Origin of the sequence: Paraburkholderia madseniana, from assembly GCF_009690905.1 — a bacterium.
Lineage (GTDB): Bacteria > Pseudomonadota > Gammaproteobacteria > Burkholderiales > Burkholderiaceae > Paraburkholderia > Paraburkholderia madseniana.
In genome coordinates, this window is the sequence record NZ_VOSW01000024.1 from 26,157 (window position 1) to 45,437 (window position 19,281).

Annotated in this window: 22 protein-coding genes; 8 read left to right on the plus strand and 14 right to left on the minus strand. The window is 61.3% G+C overall.

Features of this window, described 5'->3' with window-relative positions; genetic code table 11:
- Nucleotides 1–420 precede the first annotated feature (420 nt).
- The 5 genes from FSO04_RS14555 (at nucleotide 421) to FSO04_RS14575 (ending at nucleotide 4,467) form a co-directional block, all read left to right on the plus strand.
- Nucleotides 421–879, plus strand: coding sequence for a universal stress protein (locus FSO04_RS14555; protein ID WP_154560355.1), 459 nt, complete (start codon nucleotides 421–423; stop codon nucleotides 877–879).
- A gap of 193 nt (nucleotides 880–1,072) precedes the next feature.
- A complete protein-coding gene (locus tag FSO04_RS14560) occupies nucleotides 1,073–1,888 on the plus strand; it encodes a creatininase family protein (protein WP_154560356.1) in 816 nt (271 codons plus the stop codon).
- Between the two features lie 62 nt (nucleotides 1,889–1,950).
- A complete protein-coding gene (locus FSO04_RS14565) occupies nucleotides 1,951–3,123 on the plus strand; it encodes a YncE family protein (RefSeq protein ID WP_154560357.1) in 1,173 nt (390 codons plus the stop codon).
- Between the two features lie 381 nt (nucleotides 3,124–3,504).
- The gene (locus FSO04_RS47505; protein ID WP_233464857.1) at nucleotides 3,505–3,741 is read left to right on the plus strand and encodes a haloacid dehalogenase-like hydrolase; all 237 of its coding nucleotides are present in this window, start codon (nucleotides 3,505–3,507) and stop codon (nucleotides 3,739–3,741) included.
- A gap of 144 nt (nucleotides 3,742–3,885) precedes the next feature.
- Nucleotides 3,886–4,467 carry a hemerythrin domain-containing protein gene (locus tag FSO04_RS14575; RefSeq protein ID WP_154560358.1) on the plus strand — a complete coding sequence of 194 codons (582 nt, stop codon included), beginning with the start codon at nucleotides 3,886–3,888 and terminating at the stop codon, nucleotides 4,465–4,467.
- A gap of 193 nt (nucleotides 4,468–4,660) precedes the next feature.
- Here FSO04_RS14575 and FSO04_RS14580 read toward each other — a convergent pair whose 3' ends face one another.
- From FSO04_RS14580 to acs, 3 genes are all read right to left on the minus strand, one after another.
- A complete protein-coding gene (locus tag FSO04_RS14580) occupies nucleotides 4,661–5,404 on the minus strand; it encodes a YoaK family protein (protein WP_154560359.1) in 744 nt (247 codons plus the stop codon).
- 49 nt (nucleotides 5,405–5,453) lie between these two features.
- Nucleotides 5,454–6,059, minus strand: a complete 606-nt coding sequence (locus FSO04_RS14585; RefSeq protein WP_154560360.1) for an acetate uptake transporter — start codon at nucleotides 6,057–6,059, stop codon at nucleotides 5,454–5,456.
- 106 nt (nucleotides 6,060–6,165) lie between these two features.
- Nucleotides 6,166–8,142 carry an acetate--CoA ligase gene (gene acs / locus FSO04_RS14590; protein ID WP_154560361.1) on the minus strand — a complete coding sequence of 659 codons (1,977 nt, stop codon included), beginning with the start codon at nucleotides 8,140–8,142 and terminating at the stop codon, nucleotides 6,166–6,168.
- Between the two features lie 290 nt (nucleotides 8,143–8,432).
- Here acs and FSO04_RS14595 point away from each other — a divergent pair, with 290 nt between their 5' ends.
- Nucleotides 8,433–8,624 (plus strand): DUF2964 family protein, encoded by a 192-nt coding sequence (locus tag FSO04_RS14595; RefSeq protein WP_154560362.1) that lies wholly within the window; start codon nucleotides 8,433–8,435, stop codon nucleotides 8,622–8,624.
- 67 nt (nucleotides 8,625–8,691) lie between these two features.
- On the opposite strand, the gene FSO04_RS14600 is transcribed toward FSO04_RS14595, so the two are convergent.
- Genes FSO04_RS14600 through FSO04_RS14610 form a run of 3 tightly spaced genes read right to left on the minus strand, consistent with a single transcriptional unit; the run spans nucleotide 8,692 to nucleotide 9,920 of the window.
- Complete coding sequence (locus FSO04_RS14600; RefSeq protein ID WP_154560363.1) at nucleotides 8,692–9,162, minus strand: hypothetical protein; 471 nt, start codon at nucleotides 9,160–9,162, stop codon at nucleotides 8,692–8,694.
- A 15-nt stretch (nucleotides 9,163–9,177) separates the two neighbouring features.
- Complete coding sequence (locus FSO04_RS14605) at nucleotides 9,178–9,579, minus strand: DUF3564 domain-containing protein (protein WP_154560364.1); 402 nt, start codon at nucleotides 9,577–9,579, stop codon at nucleotides 9,178–9,180.
- Between the two features lie 47 nt (nucleotides 9,580–9,626).
- The gene (locus FSO04_RS14610; RefSeq protein WP_372342366.1) at nucleotides 9,627–9,920 is read right to left on the minus strand and encodes a c-type cytochrome; all 294 of its coding nucleotides are present in this window, start codon (nucleotides 9,918–9,920) and stop codon (nucleotides 9,627–9,629) included.
- A gap of 349 nt (nucleotides 9,921–10,269) precedes the next feature.
- Here FSO04_RS14610 and FSO04_RS14615 point away from each other — a divergent pair, with 349 nt between their 5' ends.
- On the plus strand, nucleotides 10,270–10,545 hold the full coding sequence (locus FSO04_RS14615; RefSeq protein ID WP_154560365.1) for a DUF1488 family protein: 276 nt from the start codon (nucleotides 10,270–10,272) through the stop codon (nucleotides 10,543–10,545).
- Between the two features lie 30 nt (nucleotides 10,546–10,575).
- Here FSO04_RS14615 and FSO04_RS14620 read toward each other — a convergent pair whose 3' ends face one another.
- From FSO04_RS14620 to FSO04_RS14640, 5 genes are all read right to left on the minus strand, one after another.
- The gene (locus FSO04_RS14620; protein WP_154560366.1) at nucleotides 10,576–11,604 is read right to left on the minus strand and encodes an Acg family FMN-binding oxidoreductase; all 1,029 of its coding nucleotides are present in this window, start codon (nucleotides 11,602–11,604) and stop codon (nucleotides 10,576–10,578) included.
- A gap of 332 nt (nucleotides 11,605–11,936) precedes the next feature.
- Nucleotides 11,937–12,719, minus strand: coding sequence for a helix-turn-helix domain-containing protein (locus tag FSO04_RS14625; protein WP_154560367.1), 783 nt, complete (start codon nucleotides 12,717–12,719; stop codon nucleotides 11,937–11,939).
- Nucleotides 12,712–13,143, minus strand: a complete 432-nt coding sequence (locus FSO04_RS14630; protein ID WP_154560368.1) for a response regulator — start codon at nucleotides 13,141–13,143, stop codon at nucleotides 12,712–12,714. The genes FSO04_RS14625 and FSO04_RS14630 overlap by 8 nt, the downstream gene beginning before the upstream one ends.
- 184 nt (nucleotides 13,144–13,327) lie before the next feature.
- Nucleotides 13,328–13,975, minus strand: a complete 648-nt coding sequence (locus FSO04_RS14635; protein ID WP_154560369.1) for a response regulator — start codon at nucleotides 13,973–13,975, stop codon at nucleotides 13,328–13,330.
- Complete coding sequence (locus FSO04_RS14640; protein WP_233464858.1) at nucleotides 13,972–16,116, minus strand: sensor histidine kinase; 2,145 nt, start codon at nucleotides 16,114–16,116, stop codon at nucleotides 13,972–13,974. The genes FSO04_RS14635 and FSO04_RS14640 overlap by 4 nt, the downstream gene beginning before the upstream one ends.
- 322 nt (nucleotides 16,117–16,438) lie before the next feature.
- Between FSO04_RS14640 and FSO04_RS14645 the strand changes: the two genes are divergently transcribed.
- Complete coding sequence (locus FSO04_RS14645) at nucleotides 16,439–16,915, plus strand: universal stress protein (protein WP_154560370.1); 477 nt, start codon at nucleotides 16,439–16,441, stop codon at nucleotides 16,913–16,915.
- Between the two features lie 111 nt (nucleotides 16,916–17,026).
- Here FSO04_RS14645 and FSO04_RS14650 read toward each other — a convergent pair whose 3' ends face one another.
- From FSO04_RS14650 to FSO04_RS14660, 3 genes are read right to left on the minus strand one after another with little or no spacing between them, the layout of a single operon-like run.
- Nucleotides 17,027–17,854 (minus strand): universal stress protein, encoded by an 828-nt coding sequence (locus FSO04_RS14650; RefSeq protein ID WP_154560371.1) that lies wholly within the window; start codon nucleotides 17,852–17,854, stop codon nucleotides 17,027–17,029.
- On the minus strand, nucleotides 17,851–18,354 hold the full coding sequence (locus FSO04_RS14655; protein ID WP_154560372.1) for a universal stress protein: 504 nt from the start codon (nucleotides 18,352–18,354) through the stop codon (nucleotides 17,851–17,853). Before FSO04_RS14655 ends, FSO04_RS14650 begins: the two co-directional genes overlap by 4 nt.
- Before the next feature lie 42 nt (nucleotides 18,355–18,396).
- A complete protein-coding gene (locus FSO04_RS14660) occupies nucleotides 18,397–19,233 on the minus strand; it encodes a universal stress protein (RefSeq protein ID WP_154560373.1) in 837 nt (278 codons plus the stop codon).
- Between the last annotated feature and the right edge of the window lie 48 nt (nucleotides 19,234–19,281).

Genomic DNA, 19,281 nt, shown 5'->3' on the forward strand with positions numbered 1-19,281 from the left:
CTGTGGGTACAACAATAAGCAAATCCTGCGCCAGGTCGGCGTTAATCGCACGCCGGCAGAGAGTCTTCGCCTTTGTGGTTGCGCCGTGGCGGGGCACCCGGATCTAGCCGGTTAGCCGCAGTCGCATCTGGCGACGCGAGATTACGCATATTCATCCCGATACGCGTAAGCGGCTTGATTTGAATCAATGCTAGTGAAATGCGCTGCCGCATCCGACGAAACGTCGGGTTCGCGACCAGGTACGCCAGCGACGGCACGTACGCCATTGATACAAATCAATCCAGGCGTGAGGGGAAACGCAGATGATGAATTTGTGATCGCTTTCAGTCTAGGTGGGGCGCGTATTCGCGTAGTTTCCGGCGGCGCGATTGATTCGCCATCGGGGGCGCATTCATAATCGACTTACCAGAGAGGATGGCCATGTACAAAGATATCCTGGTGGCACTGGATGGCAGCAACGCGTCGAAGGGTGCGCTAAAGGAAGCTATCCGCATGGCGAAGCTGGCCGACGGCACGATGACGGTGGTGTACGTGCTCGACCGTTTCGCGATGTTTGCCTATTCAGCCAATTCCGACCAGTTTGCGATGGTCGAGGCACTACGAGCTGAAGGCGATCGAATCCTGGCGAATGCGCATAAAGACGCGACGGAGGGCAACGTGGCGTGCAAGGTCGCTATCGCCGAGACGGACAACATCAGCGAAGACGTCGCCAGCTGCTTGCTGCGTTACGTAGAGGGGCAGGACGTGGACCTTGTCGTGATGGGTACCCACGGACGTCGCGGAATGCAACGCATGATGCTAGGTAGCGTCGCCGAGCGATTCCTTCGGTTCTCGACCTGCCCGGTGCTGCTGGTTCGTGATACGGTCGTTGCAACTTGAGCGACGTGGAGTTGCTGCCGCGCAGGCGCGTCAGTTCGGGCGGAGTGTGCGCATCAAGGATTTCGTAAGTCGGTAAGCGACGTGTGTACATGAGGCGACAGTCTCGCCGGTGCGAAGAACAACAGTAGACACCCCACGGGATACTATGCGGATATTCGCTCACGAGGTACGCATTTCCCACGAGGACTCCTTCATGCGCTTTCCCCCAGGACGAGCTTTCGCATCCGTCATTTTGCTCATCGCCACGCAGACTGTTTTTGCTCAAACCCCGAAAACCGTCTTCCTTGAGGACCTGACCTGGACCGAACTGCGCGACCAGATTCAGACGGGCAAGACCACCATCATCGTCCCCATTGGCGGAACCGAGCAAAGCGGCCCCGACGTCGCACTCGGCAAACACAATGCACGCGTCAAGGTGCTGTCGCAGCGCATCGCCGAGGGCCTCGGCAACGCGATCGTCGCGCCGGTCATCGCCTACGTGCCGGAGGGCGGCTACGCTCCGCCGACCTCGCACATGCGTTTTCCCGGCACGATCACCGTGCCGGACGACGTGTTCGAAAAGACGCTGGAATCCGCCGCGAACAGCTTCAAGGTTCACGGCTTTACCAACATCGTCTTTCTCGGCGACCACGGCGGCTACCAGAACGATGTCAGGCACGTTGTAGCCCAACTCAACAGGAGCTGGGCCGGCACGAATGCCCGCGCATTCGTGCCGCCGGCGTACTACGGCACCAGCTCGGACGGTTACTCGCAGATCCTGCGGCAGCACGGGGTCAGCGATGCTGAGATCGGCACGCACGCGGGACTCGCGGATACCTCGCTGCTGCTGGCGGTCGCGCCGCAGATGGTGCGGCTTGAGCGCCTGCGAAGCGGTCCGAAACTGGGACCGGCCGACGGCGTCTATGGCGGCGACCCGCGGCACTCGAGCGTCGAACTTGGTCAACTGGGCATTGACGCGATCGTGTCGCGGACGATTGACGCGATCAAGAAAGAGACCGCAAGCCGTTGAAGCATTCGACAGACTTCTGCTTCCGTCCTCGATCCCCCATCCACTCGACAACGGAATTCACGATGCAATTGTGTCCTCCCCGTTTTTCGCGCGTTGCAACGGCCGTCGCCATCGCGCTGGCCGGTTTCTGTGCCGCCGGCGCTGCATCGGCTGCGTTGGCTGTCACCACGGTGGCCGGCATGCCGCCCGTGGTGAACCCCGATAACCTGTATAGCGAAGCGGGCACCGGCCATATGAGCCCGGCGGTCGCCGGCGCGTTGCCGCGCGTCTATGTGCCGAACCTGCGTTCGAACGACGTCTACGTGATCGATCCGGCCACGCTGAAAGTGGTCGACAGGCTTCACGTCGGCCTCAGTCCGCAGCACGTCGTTCCCGCCTGGGATCTGCAGACGCTGTGGGTGGCCAACAACGCCGAAGGCCGCCCCGACGGCAGCCTGACGCCGATCGATCCCAAGACCGGCAAACCCGGCAAGCAGATCATGGTCGACGATCCTTACAACATGTACTTCACTCCGGACGGCAAAGAAGCGATCGTGGTGGCCGAAGCACACGCGCGGCTGGACTTTCGCGATGTGCACACGATGGCGCTGAAATCGAGTCTCGACGCGCCGCAGTGCAAGGGCATCAATCACGCCGATTTCTCGATCGACGGCAAGTACGCGCTCTTCACCTGTGAATTCGGCGGCAAGCTGGCCAAGATCGATCTTGTCAACCGGAAGGTCGTCGGCTACCTCGAACTCGACAGGAAGGGCATGCCGCAGGACATCCGCATCTCGCCGGACGGCAAGGTGTTCTTTGTCGCCGACATGATGGCCGACGGCGTCTACGTGATCGACGGCGACAGCTTCACGAAGATTGGCTTCATCAAGACCGGCGTGGGGACGCACGGCCTGTACCCGAGCCGCGACGGCACCCGGCTCTATGTGTCCAATCGCGGCTCCAATCTCGTGCACGGACCGAGACATGGCAAGGGCAGCGTATCGGTGCTCGACTTCGCGACGCGCAAGGTCGTCGCGAACTGGCCGATTCCGGGCGGCGGCAGTCCCGACATGGGTAATGTCAGCCCGGATGGCAAGATGCTGTGGCTATCCGGTCGCTTCGATGACGTTGTCTACGCGATCGATACGACGACCGGCTCTGTCAAATCCATTCCGGTTGGCGCGGAACCGCACGGACTCTCCGTCTGGCCGCAGCCCGGGCGTTATTCACTTGGCCACACCGGGAATATGCGTTGACCAGGGACTGGAAACCGGACGGCGTCCTCTATCGAACAATGCGGCGCGATCCGGTTGCCGCCTTCGATTTCGACGGTATTATCACCGCCTCGCACAGCCTGCCTGATTTTGTGCGTTATGCAGTCGGTAGTCGAAGGTTGATCTATGGCGCGATTCGTACGGCACCATGGCTGGCATGCTAATCGGTGCCGCGACCCGGTGTGAACTGAAGGACCGGCGCAGCGATACGCAGCTCAAGGGTCGCCGGCGCTTGTTCGAGCGGAAATGGCCGCGCGGATCGAAGAACATAAGCGTCGTGGTCACCTACTGGTACTGGCCAGCGCGTCTCGCGCGCTCTACCTTAAGGCCTAGGCTACGAGCGCGGGATTCGACGCGGTACTTGTGACCGAGCTCGAATTTCGTGATGACCGCTTTTACGGCCGCCTGCCTTCGCCGAACTGTTGGGGACCAGAAAAAGTACGACGACTGCAACGCAGGTTCGGCGATAGTCAACCGCGTGTGCTCTATGTGTATGGTGATAGTCGAGGCGACAGGGAAATGCTCGCGCTCGCCAAGCACGCGTGGCTATGCGACCACGGTGAAATGCCTTCCATCGATGCATCGACGTCGCACTTCTAGTGCGCCGGTTGATCTCAATCAACGCGCAGGCGTTGGCGGACGTCCACAGTGAAATGAAAGTGAGGACGTTCTCGCCGGTGCTCGCCGTCAATGCGTGGCAGGCAATCAAATCGTCAGTGTATTTCGAAGGTCGGAGAGTTTGATATGCAGCCGCTGGGACCTCGCAGTGCCATACAAGTCATCCTTAATGAGCACGGACAGTTGTCAGCGATTATCGAAGGCATGCTGTGTTTTACCCGTCTGCTGGAAACTGGGTCGAGGGCTCCGGGTCTCATGGTGTTTCGGGCGATGCTTTACTACATCCGGGAGTATCCGGAGCAGATGCATCATCCGAAGGAGGATCGTTACCTGTTTGCTCGGTTGCGGGCCCGGACAGATGAATTTGACGATGTACTTGACGAACTGGAGGCCCAGCACGCTGAAGGTGACGTGCGGGTGCGAGATCTGGAGCACGCGCTGACCCGGTATGAACTGAAGGGCGAGTCCGCATTTGCTGCGCTGCGCGCCCTGGTGCAGGAATACGCAGAGTTCTGCCTGAAACACCGGAGTCTGGAGGAGGAAGTGATTCTGCCTGCTGCGAGACGTTTGCTGACGAAGGATGACTGGGCCGAGATTGACGCGGTGTTTGGGGTCAACCGTGATCCGTTCGATGGAGTCAAGCTCGAAGAGGATCTTGGCAAGCTATTCTCGATGATCGTCAAGGCCATTCCGGAAGCGAATAACTAGCGGTTCGTAGCGCTCGATACGCAGCCAGTCCACGTTAATTGCACCTCCATGAGGCGCAATATGAATTCGATGCCGTTCAGTTCCAATCAAGGAAGGGGTAACGTTTCTGTTCGACGTATCCCGTCACCCAATCCCGTGGCGACGTGACCAGCGGTCGAGCAGCGCGAAACAGGGGGGCGTTGCGAAAAGTACTCTACCGGCGCTGCGCGAGCATATCGTCGAGGACCGGAACAGCGGCGAGAGTAAGAAGTACGACAGCAAGGGGAATGGTCGAGATGAACCCAAAGTGCTTGAAGCCTACGGCGCCTGTCAGGCCACCTGCGAGGAACGACAATAGGAGCGATCCGAGGATGTGCAGTTTCTCGCGATCTGCACGGACGGTACTCCCATCCATTGCTCCAACGTTCCAGTAAAAGAACTTGCCGAGTTCGATGCCGATATCCGTCACAAGACCGGTGACGTGTGTCGTGCGGATCTCCGCTTTTGAGATCTTTGTGATCATGGCGTTCTGCAGACCCATCACGTAGCACAGAAGACAGACGGTCGCCGGTACGAAAAGGACGCGATGGGTCTCGAGATTTGTGCCAAGCAGGCCAAAGCAGAGGAGCAGCGTAGCCTCGAGCAACAACGGCATTGCATACAGACTGTGCAATTGCTGGCGACGCCCCCAGTTGATCATGATTGCGGACGTGGCGGCCCCGAAGAGGAACGACAACAAGGAACTCAATCCCGTAACGATCGCGTTGATTTCGCCGAGCGCGAGGTTGTCGGCGAGCGACGACAAAATGCCCGACATGTGTGATGTGTACTGCCCCACAGCGAGGAAGCCGCCGGCGTTGGCCGCGCCGGCGACAAAAGCCAGCGATCGTCCCAGGCGCAGATTCGCCGCGTCACTGCGCTCAGGTTTCGTGAATCCTCGAAGATAGTTGATCGGCATGCCGAGATTTTATCCGTGTGAGCGGCGGTGCGGTGGCCGCCGCCTGCTTTCAGGCGCCGCGAAGTCCCTCGGTGACCGTTACGGTCACGTCGATCTTCTGAACGACGGTTCCCACCGGCAGCACCGTGTGCCCATGCGTTTCGTTGATGATCTCAGCCGCCGACAGGTAGAAAGCCAGCAGCGCCGTCAGCAGACCGAGGTAACCGCCGGCGTGGTGCAACCACACGAGGCCGGTCCATTCGCTCGCAGCAAGCACGAAGAAAGTGATCCACAAAGACAGAAACACCAGTTGCAATGCGCGCGGCGCAAGCCATGTCGCGACCCACATGTAGAGCGTGAACACGCCCCACAGGAACAGATACCAGCCGATGAACGCCGCGGGCACGGTGCCGTGCAGGAACAACACGAAGAGGGCGAACGACCACCAGAAGGCGCCATAGCTCAGAAAGGCCGTCGCGCCGAAACCATTGCCGCGCGGTATTTCCATGAGTCCGGCGAGCATCTGCGCGGTGCCGCCATAAGCGAAAGCGACGGCGAGCACCATGCCCATCGAATCGCCGCTGAACCAGCCGGCGTTGATCATGCTGAGCAGCCAGGTCGTCAAGGCAAAACCGCCGAGGCCGAGCGAAGCGGGATTAGGGGCTTTGATATTCATGATGAATTCCTCATGCAAAAAACCGAAGTATTGCTTGCGCGACTGTCGTGAAAACTGGCGCCGCGCAAGGGTCACATCGCAATCGAACGCCGGAGCGCAGGACCGTTCAGATCGAATCGGCGAACTGTGAAATCACGGCGGGGTTTTCGACGGTCGACGTGTCCTGCGAAATCGCTTCGCCCTTCGCGACTGAGCGCAACAAGCGGCGCACGACCTTGCCGGAGCGGGTCTTGGGCATGGCGTCGCCAAACCGGATGTCCTTCGGCTTCGCGATCGGACCGATTTCCTTGGCGACCCAGGCGCGCAATTCGTCCGCTATGCGCTTAGCCTCAGCACCGGTCGGCCGCGCCGTTTTCAGAACGACAAAGGCGACGATGGCTTCGCCGAACGTCTCATCCGGACGCCCGACGACGGCGGCCTCGGCGACGAGCGGATTGGCCGCCAGTGCCGACTCGATTTCCATGGTGCCCATGCGGTGTCCGGACACGTTCAGGACGTCGTCGATACGACCTGTGATCGTGAAGTAGCCCGTGTCCCGGTCACGAATCGCGCCGTCGCCGGCGAGGTACAGCTTGCCGCCGAGTTCGTCGGGGTAGTAGCCGTTGCGAAAGCGTTCAGGATTGTTCCAGATCGTGCGGATCATCGAAGGCCACGGCTTGCGGATGACGAGCACGCCGCCTTGACCGTTGGCCACTTCATGGCCGGTTTCGTCGACGATCGCTGCGTCGATGCCCGGCATTGGCAGCGTGCACGATCCCGGCACGAGCGGGGTCGCGCCTGGCAGCGGCGAGATCATGTGGCCACCCGTTTCGGTCTGCCAGAACGTGTCGAGCACCGGACAGCGGCCGCCGCCGACATGTTCGGCATACCAGTTCCATGCGCTTGGGTTGATCGGTTCGCCGACCGTACCGAGAATGCGCAGGCTACTCAGGTCGAAGCTGCTCGGATGCACGGCGGTGTCAGCGTCGGCGCTCTTGATGAGAGACCTGATGGCGGTCGGCGCAGTGTAGAAGATGCTGACCTGGTGGCGCTGGATCATGTCCCAGAAGCGGCCCGCGTTCGGATAGGTGGGTACGCCTTCGAAGATCACCTGGGTCGCGCCGACTGCGGTAGGGCCATAGCAGATGTACGTGTGACCGGTGATCCAGCCGATGTCGGCGGTACACCAGAAGACATCGGCTGGCTTGATGTCGAAGGTCCATTTCATCGTCACGGCGGCCCACAGCAGATAACCGCCGGTGCTGTGCTGCACGCCTTTGGGCGCGCCGGTCGACCCTGACGTGTACAGCACGAATAGCGGGTGTTCCGCACTTACCCATTCCGGTTCGCAGGTATCGGGTTGGTCCTGTTCGAGTTCATGCAGCCATGCGTCGCGTCCTGCGATCCAGGGAATCCGGCCGCCGGTACGGCGATAGATGGCGACCGTTTTGACGGCTTCGGCGCCGCCCATCGCAAGGGCTTCGTCGGCGATGGTTTTGAGCGGCAGTGTCTTGCCGCCGCGCACCTGTTCGTCGGCAGTAATCACTGCCACCGCGCCGACATCGACCATCCGTTCATGCAGCGATTTCGCGGAGAAGCCGCCGAACACGACGGAGTGCGGCGCGCCGATGCGCGCACACGCCAGCATGGCGGCGACGCCTTCCACCGACATCGGCATGTAGATCACCACCCGGTCGCCTTTCGTTACGCCGCGCGCACGCAGCGCGTTGGCGAGTCTGCACACGCGGTGATAGAGCGCCTGATAAGTGATGCGCGTGATCTTGCCATCGTCCGCCTCGAACACGATGGCCGTTTTGCCTGCGAGTCCGTTGGCGAGGTTGCGATCCAGGCAGTTGTATGACGCGTTGAGTTCGCCGTCTTCGAACCATTGATAGAACGGCGCGTCCGCCTCGTTCAGGACTTTCGTGAAGGGCCGGCGCCACTCGAGATGCTCTTTGGCAAGGCGCGCCCAGAACGCTTCGTGATCGCGTTCGGCCTCGGCCACGAGGGCATGGTAAGCCTCCATGCCGTCGATGCTTGCGTGCTTGAGCGCGGGGATTTTCGGCGCCGGAGTATTGAGTTGATTAAGCTCGATGGTAGACATCCAGTGTCTCCTCACATAAAAGTCAAGGATAGGGCGAGGCCTGAAACGGCGAGTCGCCTGAAGGAAGGCTCTTGATGGCCTTGGTGCAGGTGAGTGCGTGTAGGTCAACTATGACCGCACGGCCGATCGGGCGGTTGATACACATCAAGGGAGGGACTGAGGGGAGAGCGGCCGGTGCTTGATGCAAATCAATCGCAATACCTCCGGCGGGGCGATGATGAGTTCGTCGTTGACTGTTCGCGAATGTCACGCCGGTACGGAATCGCGTGCTTTGAGCATAGGGGGACATCATGGTCCAGGCAGAACCCAGAATCATCCTGGCGGCGGTGGCCGTTTTTACGGCATTGGCGGGTTTGGGTGCAACCATCCGCGGTTTGCTGTTCGACAGTCCAGCCTTTATCCACTATGGCGCGCTGGCACTGGTTGCCGGCGTCGCCAGTTTCGTCGTCCTGCTGATACCAACGACTGGAGACGGCACTTAGCCCTTCGCGCGTGAGGCGCGTGCCTACGTCGATGTCCGGGTTTTCGCCGCCTTGAGCGCAGCCCGCATCAGGCTTTGACCGTGCCGCATGCCCGGGCCGGCGTATCCGATGATGCCGCGCGCTCACTCGGTTCGAGCCGCAAAGCGCCCCAGCCGAGCGGCGCAAACACGTGGCCGCCCGCGAGTTCGACCTGCTCCACAAATGACTCGAGCGTGATGCCCGCCATGATGTGAATCGGTGCATTTCCGACAAAGCTTTGGGTACGCAGCCACGGCATCTCGCCGCGATTGATTTCGTTGGCGCTGCGCTCCTTGCCGTCGTAGCCGAGATCGGGCGTATACAGCGGACCATCGAAGGCGACGGTCAGGATCTGCTCGGGACCGTCGGTATAAGGAGGGCCGGCGTGCTGTTCATAAGGCACGCGTTCCCAGCCGTCGCCCCATTGCTGGTCGAGCGTCAAACGCGTGAAATAAGCCCAGGGCGCGCGCACGAAGCAGAGTCCGTACGCATGACGCACGCCGTCAAGATTGGCAATCATTCCCACGGTGGCACCTCATGCTGGTGGTAGTGTCGACAACCCTAACGGGTTGCCGTCGGCGGCGAAGATACCGTCTTCCGGCTCCGTGTTCTCGTTGTCGACACATTGCACGTGCCAATGGCCCGTCATCAACGATCTGCCCGCATCCCAGCACCATTGGGCGCGTCCGGTCTCGCCCTCGAATGGCCCAGACGTGGCGTTCAGATCGAGCCCTTCGAGTACGCAGCAGGGCGTCGAATCGTGCGGTCCGCAGATGAGCGTGTTGCCGCAATCGACGTGCAAGGCGCCCCATTCGGGCAGTTCGAGCCCCATATGCCCCTCGCGTGACCATTGACGTGTTTCATTGTCGAGCCACAGGATGGCGAATGCCATCGGATTGACACGATCGAACGTGTCGAGATGAATGGTGAGGCGCATGAGGGTTCTCCGTACATTTCAGGAACATGTGCAAACGAACTGGGTGGCTATTGACTCAACACCCACTGGATCAACGTGTGAGCATCTTCGGGTGTCAACGGGCCGCCGCGATCCGCCGGCAGCGGCATTGACATGTCGCCCCAGTGGGCCTTGCCGCCGAGTCGCAGCTTGTGTTCGAGCATCACGCTGGCGTTTGGTACGTCGCGATAACGGTCCGCAATCTGCTGAAACGAAGGCGCGAGAAACGGCGCGTCCCGGGTATGGCAGAACATGCAATGCTGTTGATCGACGAGTGCTGTCGGCTCGGACTGGGCAAGCGCTGCGCCGCTTGCTGCGAGCAACAGCGCAAGTGTGCTTGCAGTGAGATAGTGCGGGTGCAGGGCGTTCACGAGACACACTCCAGGACAGGTTTTGAGTTCAGTGTAGGGGCGGTGCCGCTCTCGCGATTGACCCAAATCAATCGCCTTTCTCACGCGCGCGGGCGTCCGCTTTCCGCAGCCCAGCGCAAGAGATCACTTGACCTGAGTCAAGCCGGATCGCCAGCGAAAATTGGGTGACAGGCAAACGAGGCCTATTCTGTTCACAGACGGGTGCCACGCGTGGCGGCACGCGCTTCGCTTTGCCGCGCGGGCATTGCAGTCGCTCGCATGACGGCGCCTTAAGCGCCACGCCTATCTTCAGGCTGCGGTCATGAATATTCATTTTCCCCAGGAACGTCCGGAATATTGCGCTCGCGATCTGGTCATCGCCTTTCCGGCAGAGATCGGCGGCGTGCGGGTTCAGTGCGCGATTACCGCAGAGGCGCTCGAAGATCACTTTGGCGCAGCGTCGTTACGTGAAGACGACCTGATCGCCGCGTTCGATACTCATCGTTATCCGATCGAACAGGCGGCGCGGCGTCTGCTGGACGAGGTGGGCGCCACGCCGGTCATGCTGCACAGTGGCTACTTTCGGTTTTGCGACTGAAGCGGCCGTCATCAATGAGCCGCTTCGTCCCTACGACACGGCTTCGGCAAGTGGACGCCGCGGCGAATGAGGCGTTTGCCGACCGCGGCCGATACGCAGCAGCAATTGCGGCACGCCGTCCAGATTCAAGGCGGCGCGCAATGTGTCGCGCAGTGGAGCCACTTCGATCGGCTGATTCAGATAGGACGCCGTGATGCCCTCGTCCGCGGCGGTAAGCAGCACCCGTTCAAGCGCTTGACCTGCCGCCAGCCACGCTGCGGCATCGTCCGCTCCGGTGGCGATACACAGCAGTAACGGCGAGCCGGTGACCAGTGTGTGATGGGCGGCTGCCATGCCGCCCAGGTCGAACGTGCGAATCACCGAACCTACCAGGGGCACCGCGAGATCGAGCAGGGCGCGCATGCCCGGCGACAACGCTGGCATGCCATCCCGGCTGCGTTTCGGATGGATCCAGCTCGCCAGTTCGCGCCTGAAGCGCGGATCCTTGAATTGCGCCTGATCGGCTTCAGCGATCAGCGTGGCGAGGTGCTCGCGGATGGCCGCGTTCCCGGCGCAGACAATGTCGGCACCCTCGGCGGCGCCGGCTTCCTCGAACCGCAACTGGAGTTCGACCGGGACGGGTTCGTCAGCGAAGGTTTCACGGGTCGTGACGCGCCGCGGCATGGCGTCAAATAGTGGTGTAAGGCTGGCGTCGCAACGGCCGTCGCGCAAGATCCGCAGATGCGCCAGCACGTCCACGTCGGCAGGCGAGGGAAACAGCGTAATCGCGTAAGCAAGACCGAAGCGGCTCAGCGCAACGCGGAGATTGAATAGCGCCGCGCCACAGCTGATGATCAGCTCGCGGTCAAAGGGATCGACCACCGGCAGCGCCCGCATACGGTCCGCGCACAGCGTGACGCAGTCGCCGTCGACGATGAAGTGCCAAGGTTGCGTATTATGGTTGGATGGCGCCAGCACTGCGTATCGTAGTGCAAACCGCAGTTTTTCTTCGATGCCGGCATTCGGGGCGAGTTGATGCTCGTCGACCGACCAAGCTGTGTTCTGGGGAAGTACGTTCATTCAGGGCCTCCTGCGCGTTTTCCGGATCGGCCGAACCGTGCGTGCGATGCCGGTTGTCCGATCACGTCGTCAAGCTATCGTGTCAGATGGCCTTATGTGTGACTTGACTCAGATCAAGCGCTGGTGGGCGGACTGCGGTGAAATGGATGACGGTGCCTGTCCGGCCCGCTGCCGCGGTTCCGCGGTGCTATCGATCCGCTAAACGCTGCTTGAGTACGCAAAAAAAGGCGGCTAACTGCACCGCCTGAACACGCCTCTTCCGAGGGAACGCTCGTAAAATTCCTTGTCAACCGAAGCTGCCGCGTCTGGCACCATGCATTTCAGGTCCGGGACTACACGCGCGCGAGGCCCTCGAGGTCCAGAATCCTGATCTGCTTGCCATGCGTATCGACCAAACCGTCTTTCTGAAACTTCGAAAACATGCGGCTGACAGTTTCGAGTTTCATCCCGAGGTAGCTGCCGATCTCCTCGCGTGTCATGCGTAAATTGAAGGTGGCCGGCGAGTAGCCGCGAGTTTTGAGCCTTCCTGACAGGTTCAACAGGAATGCGGCGACCCGCTGATCGGCGGACATCGTGCCGAGCAGCATCATGAGTGTCGCCTCGCGAACGATTTCGCCGCCCATCAGACGGTGGACGTGCTGCTGCACCACCTTCACCTCGCGGCACATGACTTCGAGCAAATGAAACGGGATGATGCAGACATTGCTGTCCTCGAGGGCGATCGCGTCGCAGCTATGCTGCCCAGAGCAGACGCCGTCGAGACCGAGCGAATCACCGGGCAGATGAAAACCGGTGACCTGTTCCCGGCCGTCGCGATGCATGACGACGGTCTTGAACGAGCCGGCGCGGACCGCATAGATGCTCTGGAATGAATCGTTGGCGCGGTATAGCGATTCACCGGTTTTGATCGTGCGGGAAACGCACATCAGCGACTCCATGCGCTCCAGTTCAGCTTTCGTCAAACCTTGTGGCATGCAGATCGAGCGCAGCGAGCAGCTCGAGCAGCGTGCGGCGGGGCGGGCCGGTACTGACGGCGCGAGCGCAGAATGGCCTGACGCCGGCAGTGGGACACGCTGCAGCGGCATGATTTCAGAATACTCGGCGACGTCAGACATGATGTGCTCCTGTGTAATTGAGGCCACGTGCGCAACGCTCGTGGGCAATCCGCTTGATCGTGTTGCACGCAAGATCAAATTCGCCCGTCTTGTCGAAAAAGTACTGCGCGCCGGCCGCGAGGCACGCCTGCCTGAACCCCGCACTCGAATGATTCGTCAGCACGATCGTGATTACCCGTGACGTGCTGTGCTCGAGGTCATGCAGCAGTTCCATACCGGTGCCACCGGTCAGGCGCAAATCCAGGACCACGACGTCGGCTCTGGTGGTGTCGATACCGGTGAGCGCGGCGCCTGATTCTTCGGCCTCGCCTACGATCTCGACACCTTCGATTGCGCCGAAGCGCGCCGCCATCCGTTGTCTGATCGGGATCGTGTCTTCAACGAGGAAAACGCGCAGTGCTTGCTGGGACGGGCTTGAGTTCATGGCTCGAAGTATCGGCCACGCTGTCTCAAATTAAAATCGGCGGCGAACGAACTTCGGGTAGGCGAGCGCGAAGGTGTGTAGGGAATTTCCTACACGCGGCGAATCCGAGGGTGGAGGTCGCCGCGCGACCGGCGAATTGATGTGACGATTCGATGTGGCTCTGGGGCCTTGCGCCGCCTCGGAACTAGATTTCGTCGTCTTCCCCGAGCAACTTGTGGCGCAGCGCGTAACGCACCAATGCGGCTTCGTGCGGCATCTGCATTTTTTCGAGGATACGCGTTTTATAGGTGCTCACCGTCTTGCTGCTGACACACAACTCCGTGGCGATTTCGGTGAGGGTCTGGCCTGCGGCGATACGGCGGAACACATCGAACTCACGGTCAGACAGGCGCTGATGGGGCAACGTGTCGGCGGGCTCGTTCAGGCTCTGTGCAAAACGTTCGGCCATCGCGAGACTCACGTAGACGCCCCCGGATGCGACTTTGCTGACCGCGGTGACCAGTTCGGCACTGGCGCTTTCCTTGGTTAGATACCCTGATGCCCCCGCTTTGAAAGCGCGTACCGCATACTGCTGCTCCGCATGCATGGTGAGCACGAGAATGCGGAGCAGCGGCTTTTCCTCCTTGATCTGTTTGATCAGCTCGACGCCGTTTCGGCCCGGCATCGACAGATCGAGCACGAGCACGTCGGCAGCGTTAGAGCGGGCCAGCGCTATCGTGCTGACACCGTCATTGGCCTCGCCGACCACCTCGAAGCCGCTTGCGCCTTGCAGGATATGCCGCAGACCGTCACGCACCAACGTGTGATCGTCTGCGATTAGCACTCGAATCATGTTTGCATCTCCTGCTGTTGCACCGCCAGTACCGGAAAGGTCACGGTCAGCGCAAAGCCCTTGTCATTGGAAGTATGAATTTCGACGGTACCGCCCAGCATGTGTGCACGCTCGCGGATACCGAGCAGGCCAAACGATTTGTCGCCGGAGGTGGGCGAGCGGTTCGCGCCATGGCCGTTGTCCGCGATCTGCAACACGCAAACGCCCCCTTCGACGTGCAACGTCAGCGTGACGAGCGTCGCTTCCGCATGCCGGGCGACATTGGTTAGCGCTTCCTGCACGATACGAAATAGCGTCGTTGCGCCCGTCGGTGTAAAGCTGGTGTCGCCGACTTCGATCCGGCGCTCCACATCGATGCCGTAGCGGTTTGTAAAGTCATTGGTGAGCCATTCGATCGCCGGAATCAGACCGAGATCGTCAAGCATGACCGGGCGCAGATCGGCCGCTATCCGGCGCACCGACGCGACCGTCGCATCGATCAGCCGGCGCATTCCACGCAGTTGCTGCAGCAGGCGCGGTTCAGCCGTGGTTTCAAGCTCCTGTTCGACCGACGAAATGTCCATCTTGAGGGCGGTCAATTGCTGCCCAAGGTCGTCGTGCAGTTCGCGTGCGATGCGGGTTTTTTCTTCCTCGCGAACTTTCTGCAGATTGGCAGAGAGTTCGCGTAGTTCCTCGCGCGATTGCCGCTGCGCATTTTCCGCCTTTACCCGTTCAGTGATGTCGCGCAGCATGACCGTGTACAGCTTGTCGTCGCCGTCGCGGATCTGCGAAATCGACGCTTCGATAGGAAACTCTTCGCCGTTGCTCCGTAAGCCGAACAGGACGCGCTGCTTGCCCATCTGCCGGTCGGAAACACCGGTCACGCCGAACTGTTCGACATGCCGCTGGTGTCCTGCGCGAAAGCGCTCGGGAATGAATCGCGAGAGCGAGGCGCCGACCGCGTCCATCGCGGAGCATCCGAAAACCTGTTCAGCCATTGGATTGAAGATGACGATGTTCTGCCGTTCGTCGACAGTAATGATGGCTTCCATCGATGACCGGATGATGCCCATCATGCGTGCCTCGTTCAGGTTCAACTGGCTGCGCGTCTCGCTCGTCGCGGCAGATCCGTCGCCGCGCCCGCTGACGATCACGAAGGCCATGGCGCTGAACAGGCATGCTGCCGCAACGCCGGCGATCAGCACCGTGGTTTCTGCAAATTCGTCCCCGGCTCGCAGATAGCGGCCGCTCGCAGTGTAGGACAGCGTGATAGGTACACCGCCGAGGTGCAAGGTATCGGTTTTGCGGATGACCGGCGCCGTCTCCACCAGGTCTTCATCTCCCGCGGCGGACGAATAAAGCAGCGTGGCAGGCGTTCCGCTAAATACCTGCAGATCAATGCGCCGTTGCCGGGCGAGGGCGTTATCGAACACACGGCCGGTGTCCAGCGCCGCTACCAGCAGCCGCTTGATGTCCGCGCGGCGCGCTTGTGGCGTCGACGGCAATCCGGCGTCCGAGTACACCGGAAAATAGACGTAAAGACGAGGGTGGGGGTTCGAGCCGATATCGCCAAACGGCGCTGCATCCGCGTCGAGCGCGCTTGCCCCTGTATCGATGGCGTGCAGCAACGCCGTACGGCTTGCGGGAGCGCTAGCCAGGTCGTAGCCGACTGGCATCGCATCGACGGTGGCGGGCGCCATCTGGGTAACTGGCGCGACCGGTTGCGGCGTGGCGGCTTGTCCGGCCACGTTACCGGTGCCGCCCGTCAGGCGGGCGACACCGGCGGCGTCAACATCAGCATAGCCAAGCGCGCGCACCACGGACGACGTTTCGTCCAGATCGAGTTGCGCGACATATCGGCGCCAGGCGTCGGCATCGGCCGCCGGCGCGACGGAGAGCAAGCCGCGCACGCCGCGCAGAAGCGATTCTCCGGTGGCGAACTCGCGCTGCAGATCAGCGGTGATATGCGCGGTATTCTGATCAAAGCGGCCGTTGGCAGCGCGCAATGACTGCTCGCCGACCCAGCGCCACGTGCCGAGCGCAGCCACAAGAACGACAGCAAATGTGACCGCCGCGACAAGCATGGGACGCCGCTCAGGCGTGACAACCCGCATGGGCGAAAGCGACTTTTTGGCGAAGGGCGTCTTACCGCGAAAGGGCATGTGCGCCTCATTGGATGGTGGGCAATCCGCAGCGCTGGCCGATGGCGCAGGCGTGGGTCGGGGCAAGTCACTAAGATTTTCTTTAATTGCGACCAATTGGTATAACGCGTGCGCTGCCTATTGTGCGCGGTTTGCACGGATCGTGCCAGTATGCAGCCAACTTACCATGGAGGCCGTGCCGTACATGAATGTGAGCAGACAGCGAGCCGTCGGCGCTTGATCATCGTCAAGCGCATTCCGATCTGCGAACCGCAGCCTGAAAGCTCGTCGCCGCCTGATCACCACGCCCGTTCGGGACGGGTGCGAATTCAAGGAGAAGGTCATGTACAGACGGATTCTCGTAGCAATCGACGGCAGCCAGGCCGCGAAACTCGCGCTCGAAGAAGCGCTAAAAATCGCCCAAGCCGCGCAGGCGATGGTGATGGCGATATTTGTCGCCGAACATGCTGCGCAAATGGTCGACGTAGCAACGGGATTGGTCGAGGAGCAGGCAACCGGTACAGCGGCCGCTGAAGCAGCGATGGCGACGCTCGAAGACGCTCGCGCGCTCTTCGAACAGTGCAACGTGCGCGGAATAACCCGGACGATTGACGCGTATGGCGAAGACATCGTCACGGTCCTCTGCCGCGTGGCAGAAGAGTGTGAAACCGATCTCGTTGTAATGGGCACGCATGGGCGTCATGGCATCGGGCGGGTGTTGCTCGGTAGTGTCGCCGAAGCATTTTTACGGCGTGCCGGGATGCCCGTTCTGCTGGTCCGACGCGAACGGGACATGGACGAAATACCGTCGTACCTGTAATCGGGCGGTGGCGCGCCCGGGAAACCGAGGCCCCAAAAAAAGAAGCGCCCTGAAAACCGGGCGCTTTAATTTGCGCGAGGGCTTTTTTCGCGCAATTCGTGACTTGTCAGATCAATGCGACATCAGCACCGGCACGGTCATCGACTCAAGCAGGGTCCGTGTGACGCCGCCGACCAGCAGTTCCTGTGCGCGTGCATGTCCGTACGCGCCCATCACCAGCAGATCGATATGACGATCGGCCACCATGTTCAGCAGCATTGCGCCTGTAGGGACGCCGACCACCTTGGGCACGGCCGAAAATCCCGCCTGGATGCCGTGCCGTTCGAGCCAGCCGGCGACGTCGATGCCAGCTGGCGCTTCGTTACCCTGGTGTCGCTGCACGGTCATCACGGTGACGAATTTCGCGCGTTTGATCACCGGCAACGCATCGGCCATGGCCCGGGCGCTCTCGCGGCCGCCGTCCCACGCGATCAGCACGTTTTCGGCGAACGAACGGACAGTCCCGGCATAGGGCAGCACAATGGCGGGGCGGCCTGAGCTCATCAGCACGTCCTCGACAAAATGGTGTGCGATATAGGACGAAGGGTCGTCGGGATCATACTGACCGAGGATCAGGAGGTCGGCATGGCGTGTGTGCAGGACCGCCGTTTCCACCGCAGGCCCGCCCGGTGCCCGCCATTCCACGCTGCGCCCGGCTCGTTCGCCTGCCGCCATGAAACGCGCTTGCGCGCTTTCGAGATTGGCATGGCGTTGCGCTTCGTGAGCCGCGACCCATGCGCGTTCGCCGTGAAGAAACATCGGCTGTGTCAGATCCTGACAAACCACATACAGGCCGATCAGATGCGCGTCGTGCCGGCCGGCCAGCTCAAGTGCGAATTCGGTCCGCGCGGCGCTATGGGTGCTGTCGTCGAGATGCACCAGTAGGGTTTTGCAGGTCATGACGGCTCCTTGATTGATTCGACTGTCTGCGCGCCGTTTGCCGAAGGTTTGGCGCTGTGCGCCCGGATCATCAGCACCGGGCACTGCGAGATGCGCAGAAAACGTTCGGCCACACTGCCGAGCACCAGTCGCTGGAAGCCCCGTCGCCCGTGCGTGCCCATTACCACCAGGCTGGCCTTGAAATCGTTTGCCGCGCGCAGTATGCAATGCGCGATGTCGTCGCCCGCCAGGTCGGTTTCGACGATGCGCGGCGTGCCCTGCACGCCGGCCCGCTTCATGCGCGCGACTGCGTCTTTGATCACATTTTCGCCTCGCTCCAATAGTGCATTGCGGGCATGGGTCAGGTCGGAACCGGGCGTGTCATATACCAGCATGGGGACGTCAACGACAAAAAGGGGTTGTAGTTTTGCGCCGGCATCGCGCGCGAGTTGCAATGCTGCGTCAAGGGCACGCGCGGACGTTTCACTGCCGTCGACGGCAACCAGAATCTGTTGATACATGGTGAACTCTCCTGAATGGACCTGACTCGAAGCCTCGGTTCATCAATGTGACATCAGTACCGGCACGGTCATCGATTTGAGGATCGTGCGGGTCGCTCCGCCCATCACCAGTTCCTGCCAGCGGGCATGCCCGTAAGCACCCATCACGAGCAGATCTGCGCCGATCGCGGATGCCTGCGACAACAGCGCGTCGCCGATCAACGCGTCCGTGTAGGCTTCAATATCCTTGACCTCGACGTTGCCCCCGTGCCGCGCAATGAGCGTCGCGATATCCGTGCCCGGAATGCGCGAGCGCGGCTCGTCACGCGCGCCGTTGATCGTGACGATTGTGGTAGTCTTCGCCGCGCGCATGAATGGCAGCGCGTCGTGTACCGCACGGGTGGCTTCGCGACTACCGTCCCAAGCGACCATCACATGCGCACCGGGCGACGTGACGCTACTGGCGTACGGCACCAGCAACACTGGCCGGCCTGCGGACATGATCAGGTTTTCAGGAAAAAAATCGCCGACGTACGATTCCGGATCGCCAGGATCATCCTGGCTGGCGATGATCAGATCGGCGCACCGGCCGCGATGCGGCACGGCGAGGCTGGCCGGGGCGTCGGCGGTGATCCACTCGCCGGCAACCTCGGCCCGGCTCAGCTCCGCATGAAAGAGCCGTTCGAGCGCGCCGCGGCGTTCCTCGCGCAGCTGTTCGTGCGTAGCGTAGTATTCGGCGGTTCCGGCCATCACGTAGAGCGAGCGCGGATCGGGCGAGAACACGGCAAACACGCCGGTCAGATGGGCATCGAATTGCTTGGCGAGCCGCAGCGCGAGTTCGAGCCTGGGGTGCGCGCGCTCACTCGTATCCAGGTGAACGACGATGGTCTTGTAGGTCATTGCAACGCTCCAGAAGTGGGTGAGTGGCGTATGAACGCGTGATCTGAG

Excerpts from the sequence above, each read along its gene's own strand:
- FSO04_RS14565 (WP_154560357.1), top strand. The coding sequence starts at position 1,951 with ATGCAATTGTGTCCTCCCCGTTTTTCGCGCGTTGCAACGGCCGTCGCC.
- FSO04_RS14620 (WP_154560366.1), bottom strand. The coding sequence starts at position 11,604 with ATGAACGTACTTCCCCAGAACACAGCTTGGTCGGTCGACGAGCATCAA.
- FSO04_RS14600 (WP_154560363.1), bottom strand. The coding sequence starts at position 9,162 with ATGATTGCCAATCTTGACGGCGTGCGTCATGCGTACGGACTCTGCTTC.
- FSO04_RS14615 (WP_154560365.1), top strand. The coding sequence starts at position 10,270 with ATGAATATTCATTTTCCCCAGGAACGTCCGGAATATTGCGCTCGCGAT.
- FSO04_RS14595 (WP_154560362.1), top strand. The coding sequence starts at position 8,433 with ATGGTCCAGGCAGAACCCAGAATCATCCTGGCGGCGGTGGCCGTTTTT.
- FSO04_RS14625 (WP_154560367.1), bottom strand. The coding sequence starts at position 12,719 with ATGTCTGACGTCGCCGAGTATTCTGAAATCATGCCGCTGCAGCGTGTC.
- FSO04_RS14650 (WP_154560371.1), bottom strand. The coding sequence starts at position 17,854 with ATGACCTGCAAAACCCTACTGGTGCATCTCGACGACAGCACCCATAGC.
- acs (WP_154560361.1), bottom strand. The coding sequence starts at position 8,142 with ATGTCTACCATCGAGCTTAATCAACTCAATACTCCGGCGCCGAAAATC.
- FSO04_RS14580 (WP_154560359.1), bottom strand. The coding sequence starts at position 5,404 with ATGCCGATCAACTATCTTCGAGGATTCACGAAACCTGAGCGCAGTGAC.
- FSO04_RS14585 (WP_154560360.1), bottom strand. The coding sequence starts at position 6,059 with ATGAATATCAAAGCCCCTAATCCCGCTTCGCTCGGCCTCGGCGGTTTT.
- FSO04_RS14630 (WP_154560368.1), bottom strand. The coding sequence starts at position 13,143 with ATGAACTCAAGCCCGTCCCAGCAAGCACTGCGCGTTTTCCTCGTTGAA.
- FSO04_RS14635 (WP_154560369.1), bottom strand. The coding sequence starts at position 13,975 with ATGATTCGAGTGCTAATCGCAGACGATCACACGTTGGTGCGTGACGGT.
- FSO04_RS14640 (WP_233464858.1), bottom strand. The coding sequence starts at position 16,116 with ATGCCCTTTCGCGGTAAGACGCCCTTCGCCAAAAAGTCGCTTTCGCCC.
- FSO04_RS14655 (WP_154560372.1), bottom strand. The coding sequence starts at position 18,354 with ATGTATCAACAGATTCTGGTTGCCGTCGACGGCAGTGAAACGTCCGCG.
- FSO04_RS14575 (WP_154560358.1), top strand. The coding sequence starts at position 3,886 with ATGCAGCCGCTGGGACCTCGCAGTGCCATACAAGTCATCCTTAATGAG.
- FSO04_RS14660 (WP_154560373.1), bottom strand. The coding sequence starts at position 19,233 with ATGACCTACAAGACCATCGTCGTTCACCTGGATACGAGTGAGCGCGCG.
- FSO04_RS14645 (WP_154560370.1), top strand. The coding sequence starts at position 16,439 with ATGTACAGACGGATTCTCGTAGCAATCGACGGCAGCCAGGCCGCGAAA.
- FSO04_RS14605 (WP_154560364.1), bottom strand. The coding sequence starts at position 9,579 with ATGCGCCTCACCATTCATCTCGACACGTTCGATCGTGTCAATCCGATG.
- FSO04_RS14555 (WP_154560355.1), top strand. The coding sequence starts at position 421 with ATGTACAAAGATATCCTGGTGGCACTGGATGGCAGCAACGCGTCGAAG.
- FSO04_RS14560 (WP_154560356.1), top strand. The coding sequence starts at position 1,073 with ATGCGCTTTCCCCCAGGACGAGCTTTCGCATCCGTCATTTTGCTCATC.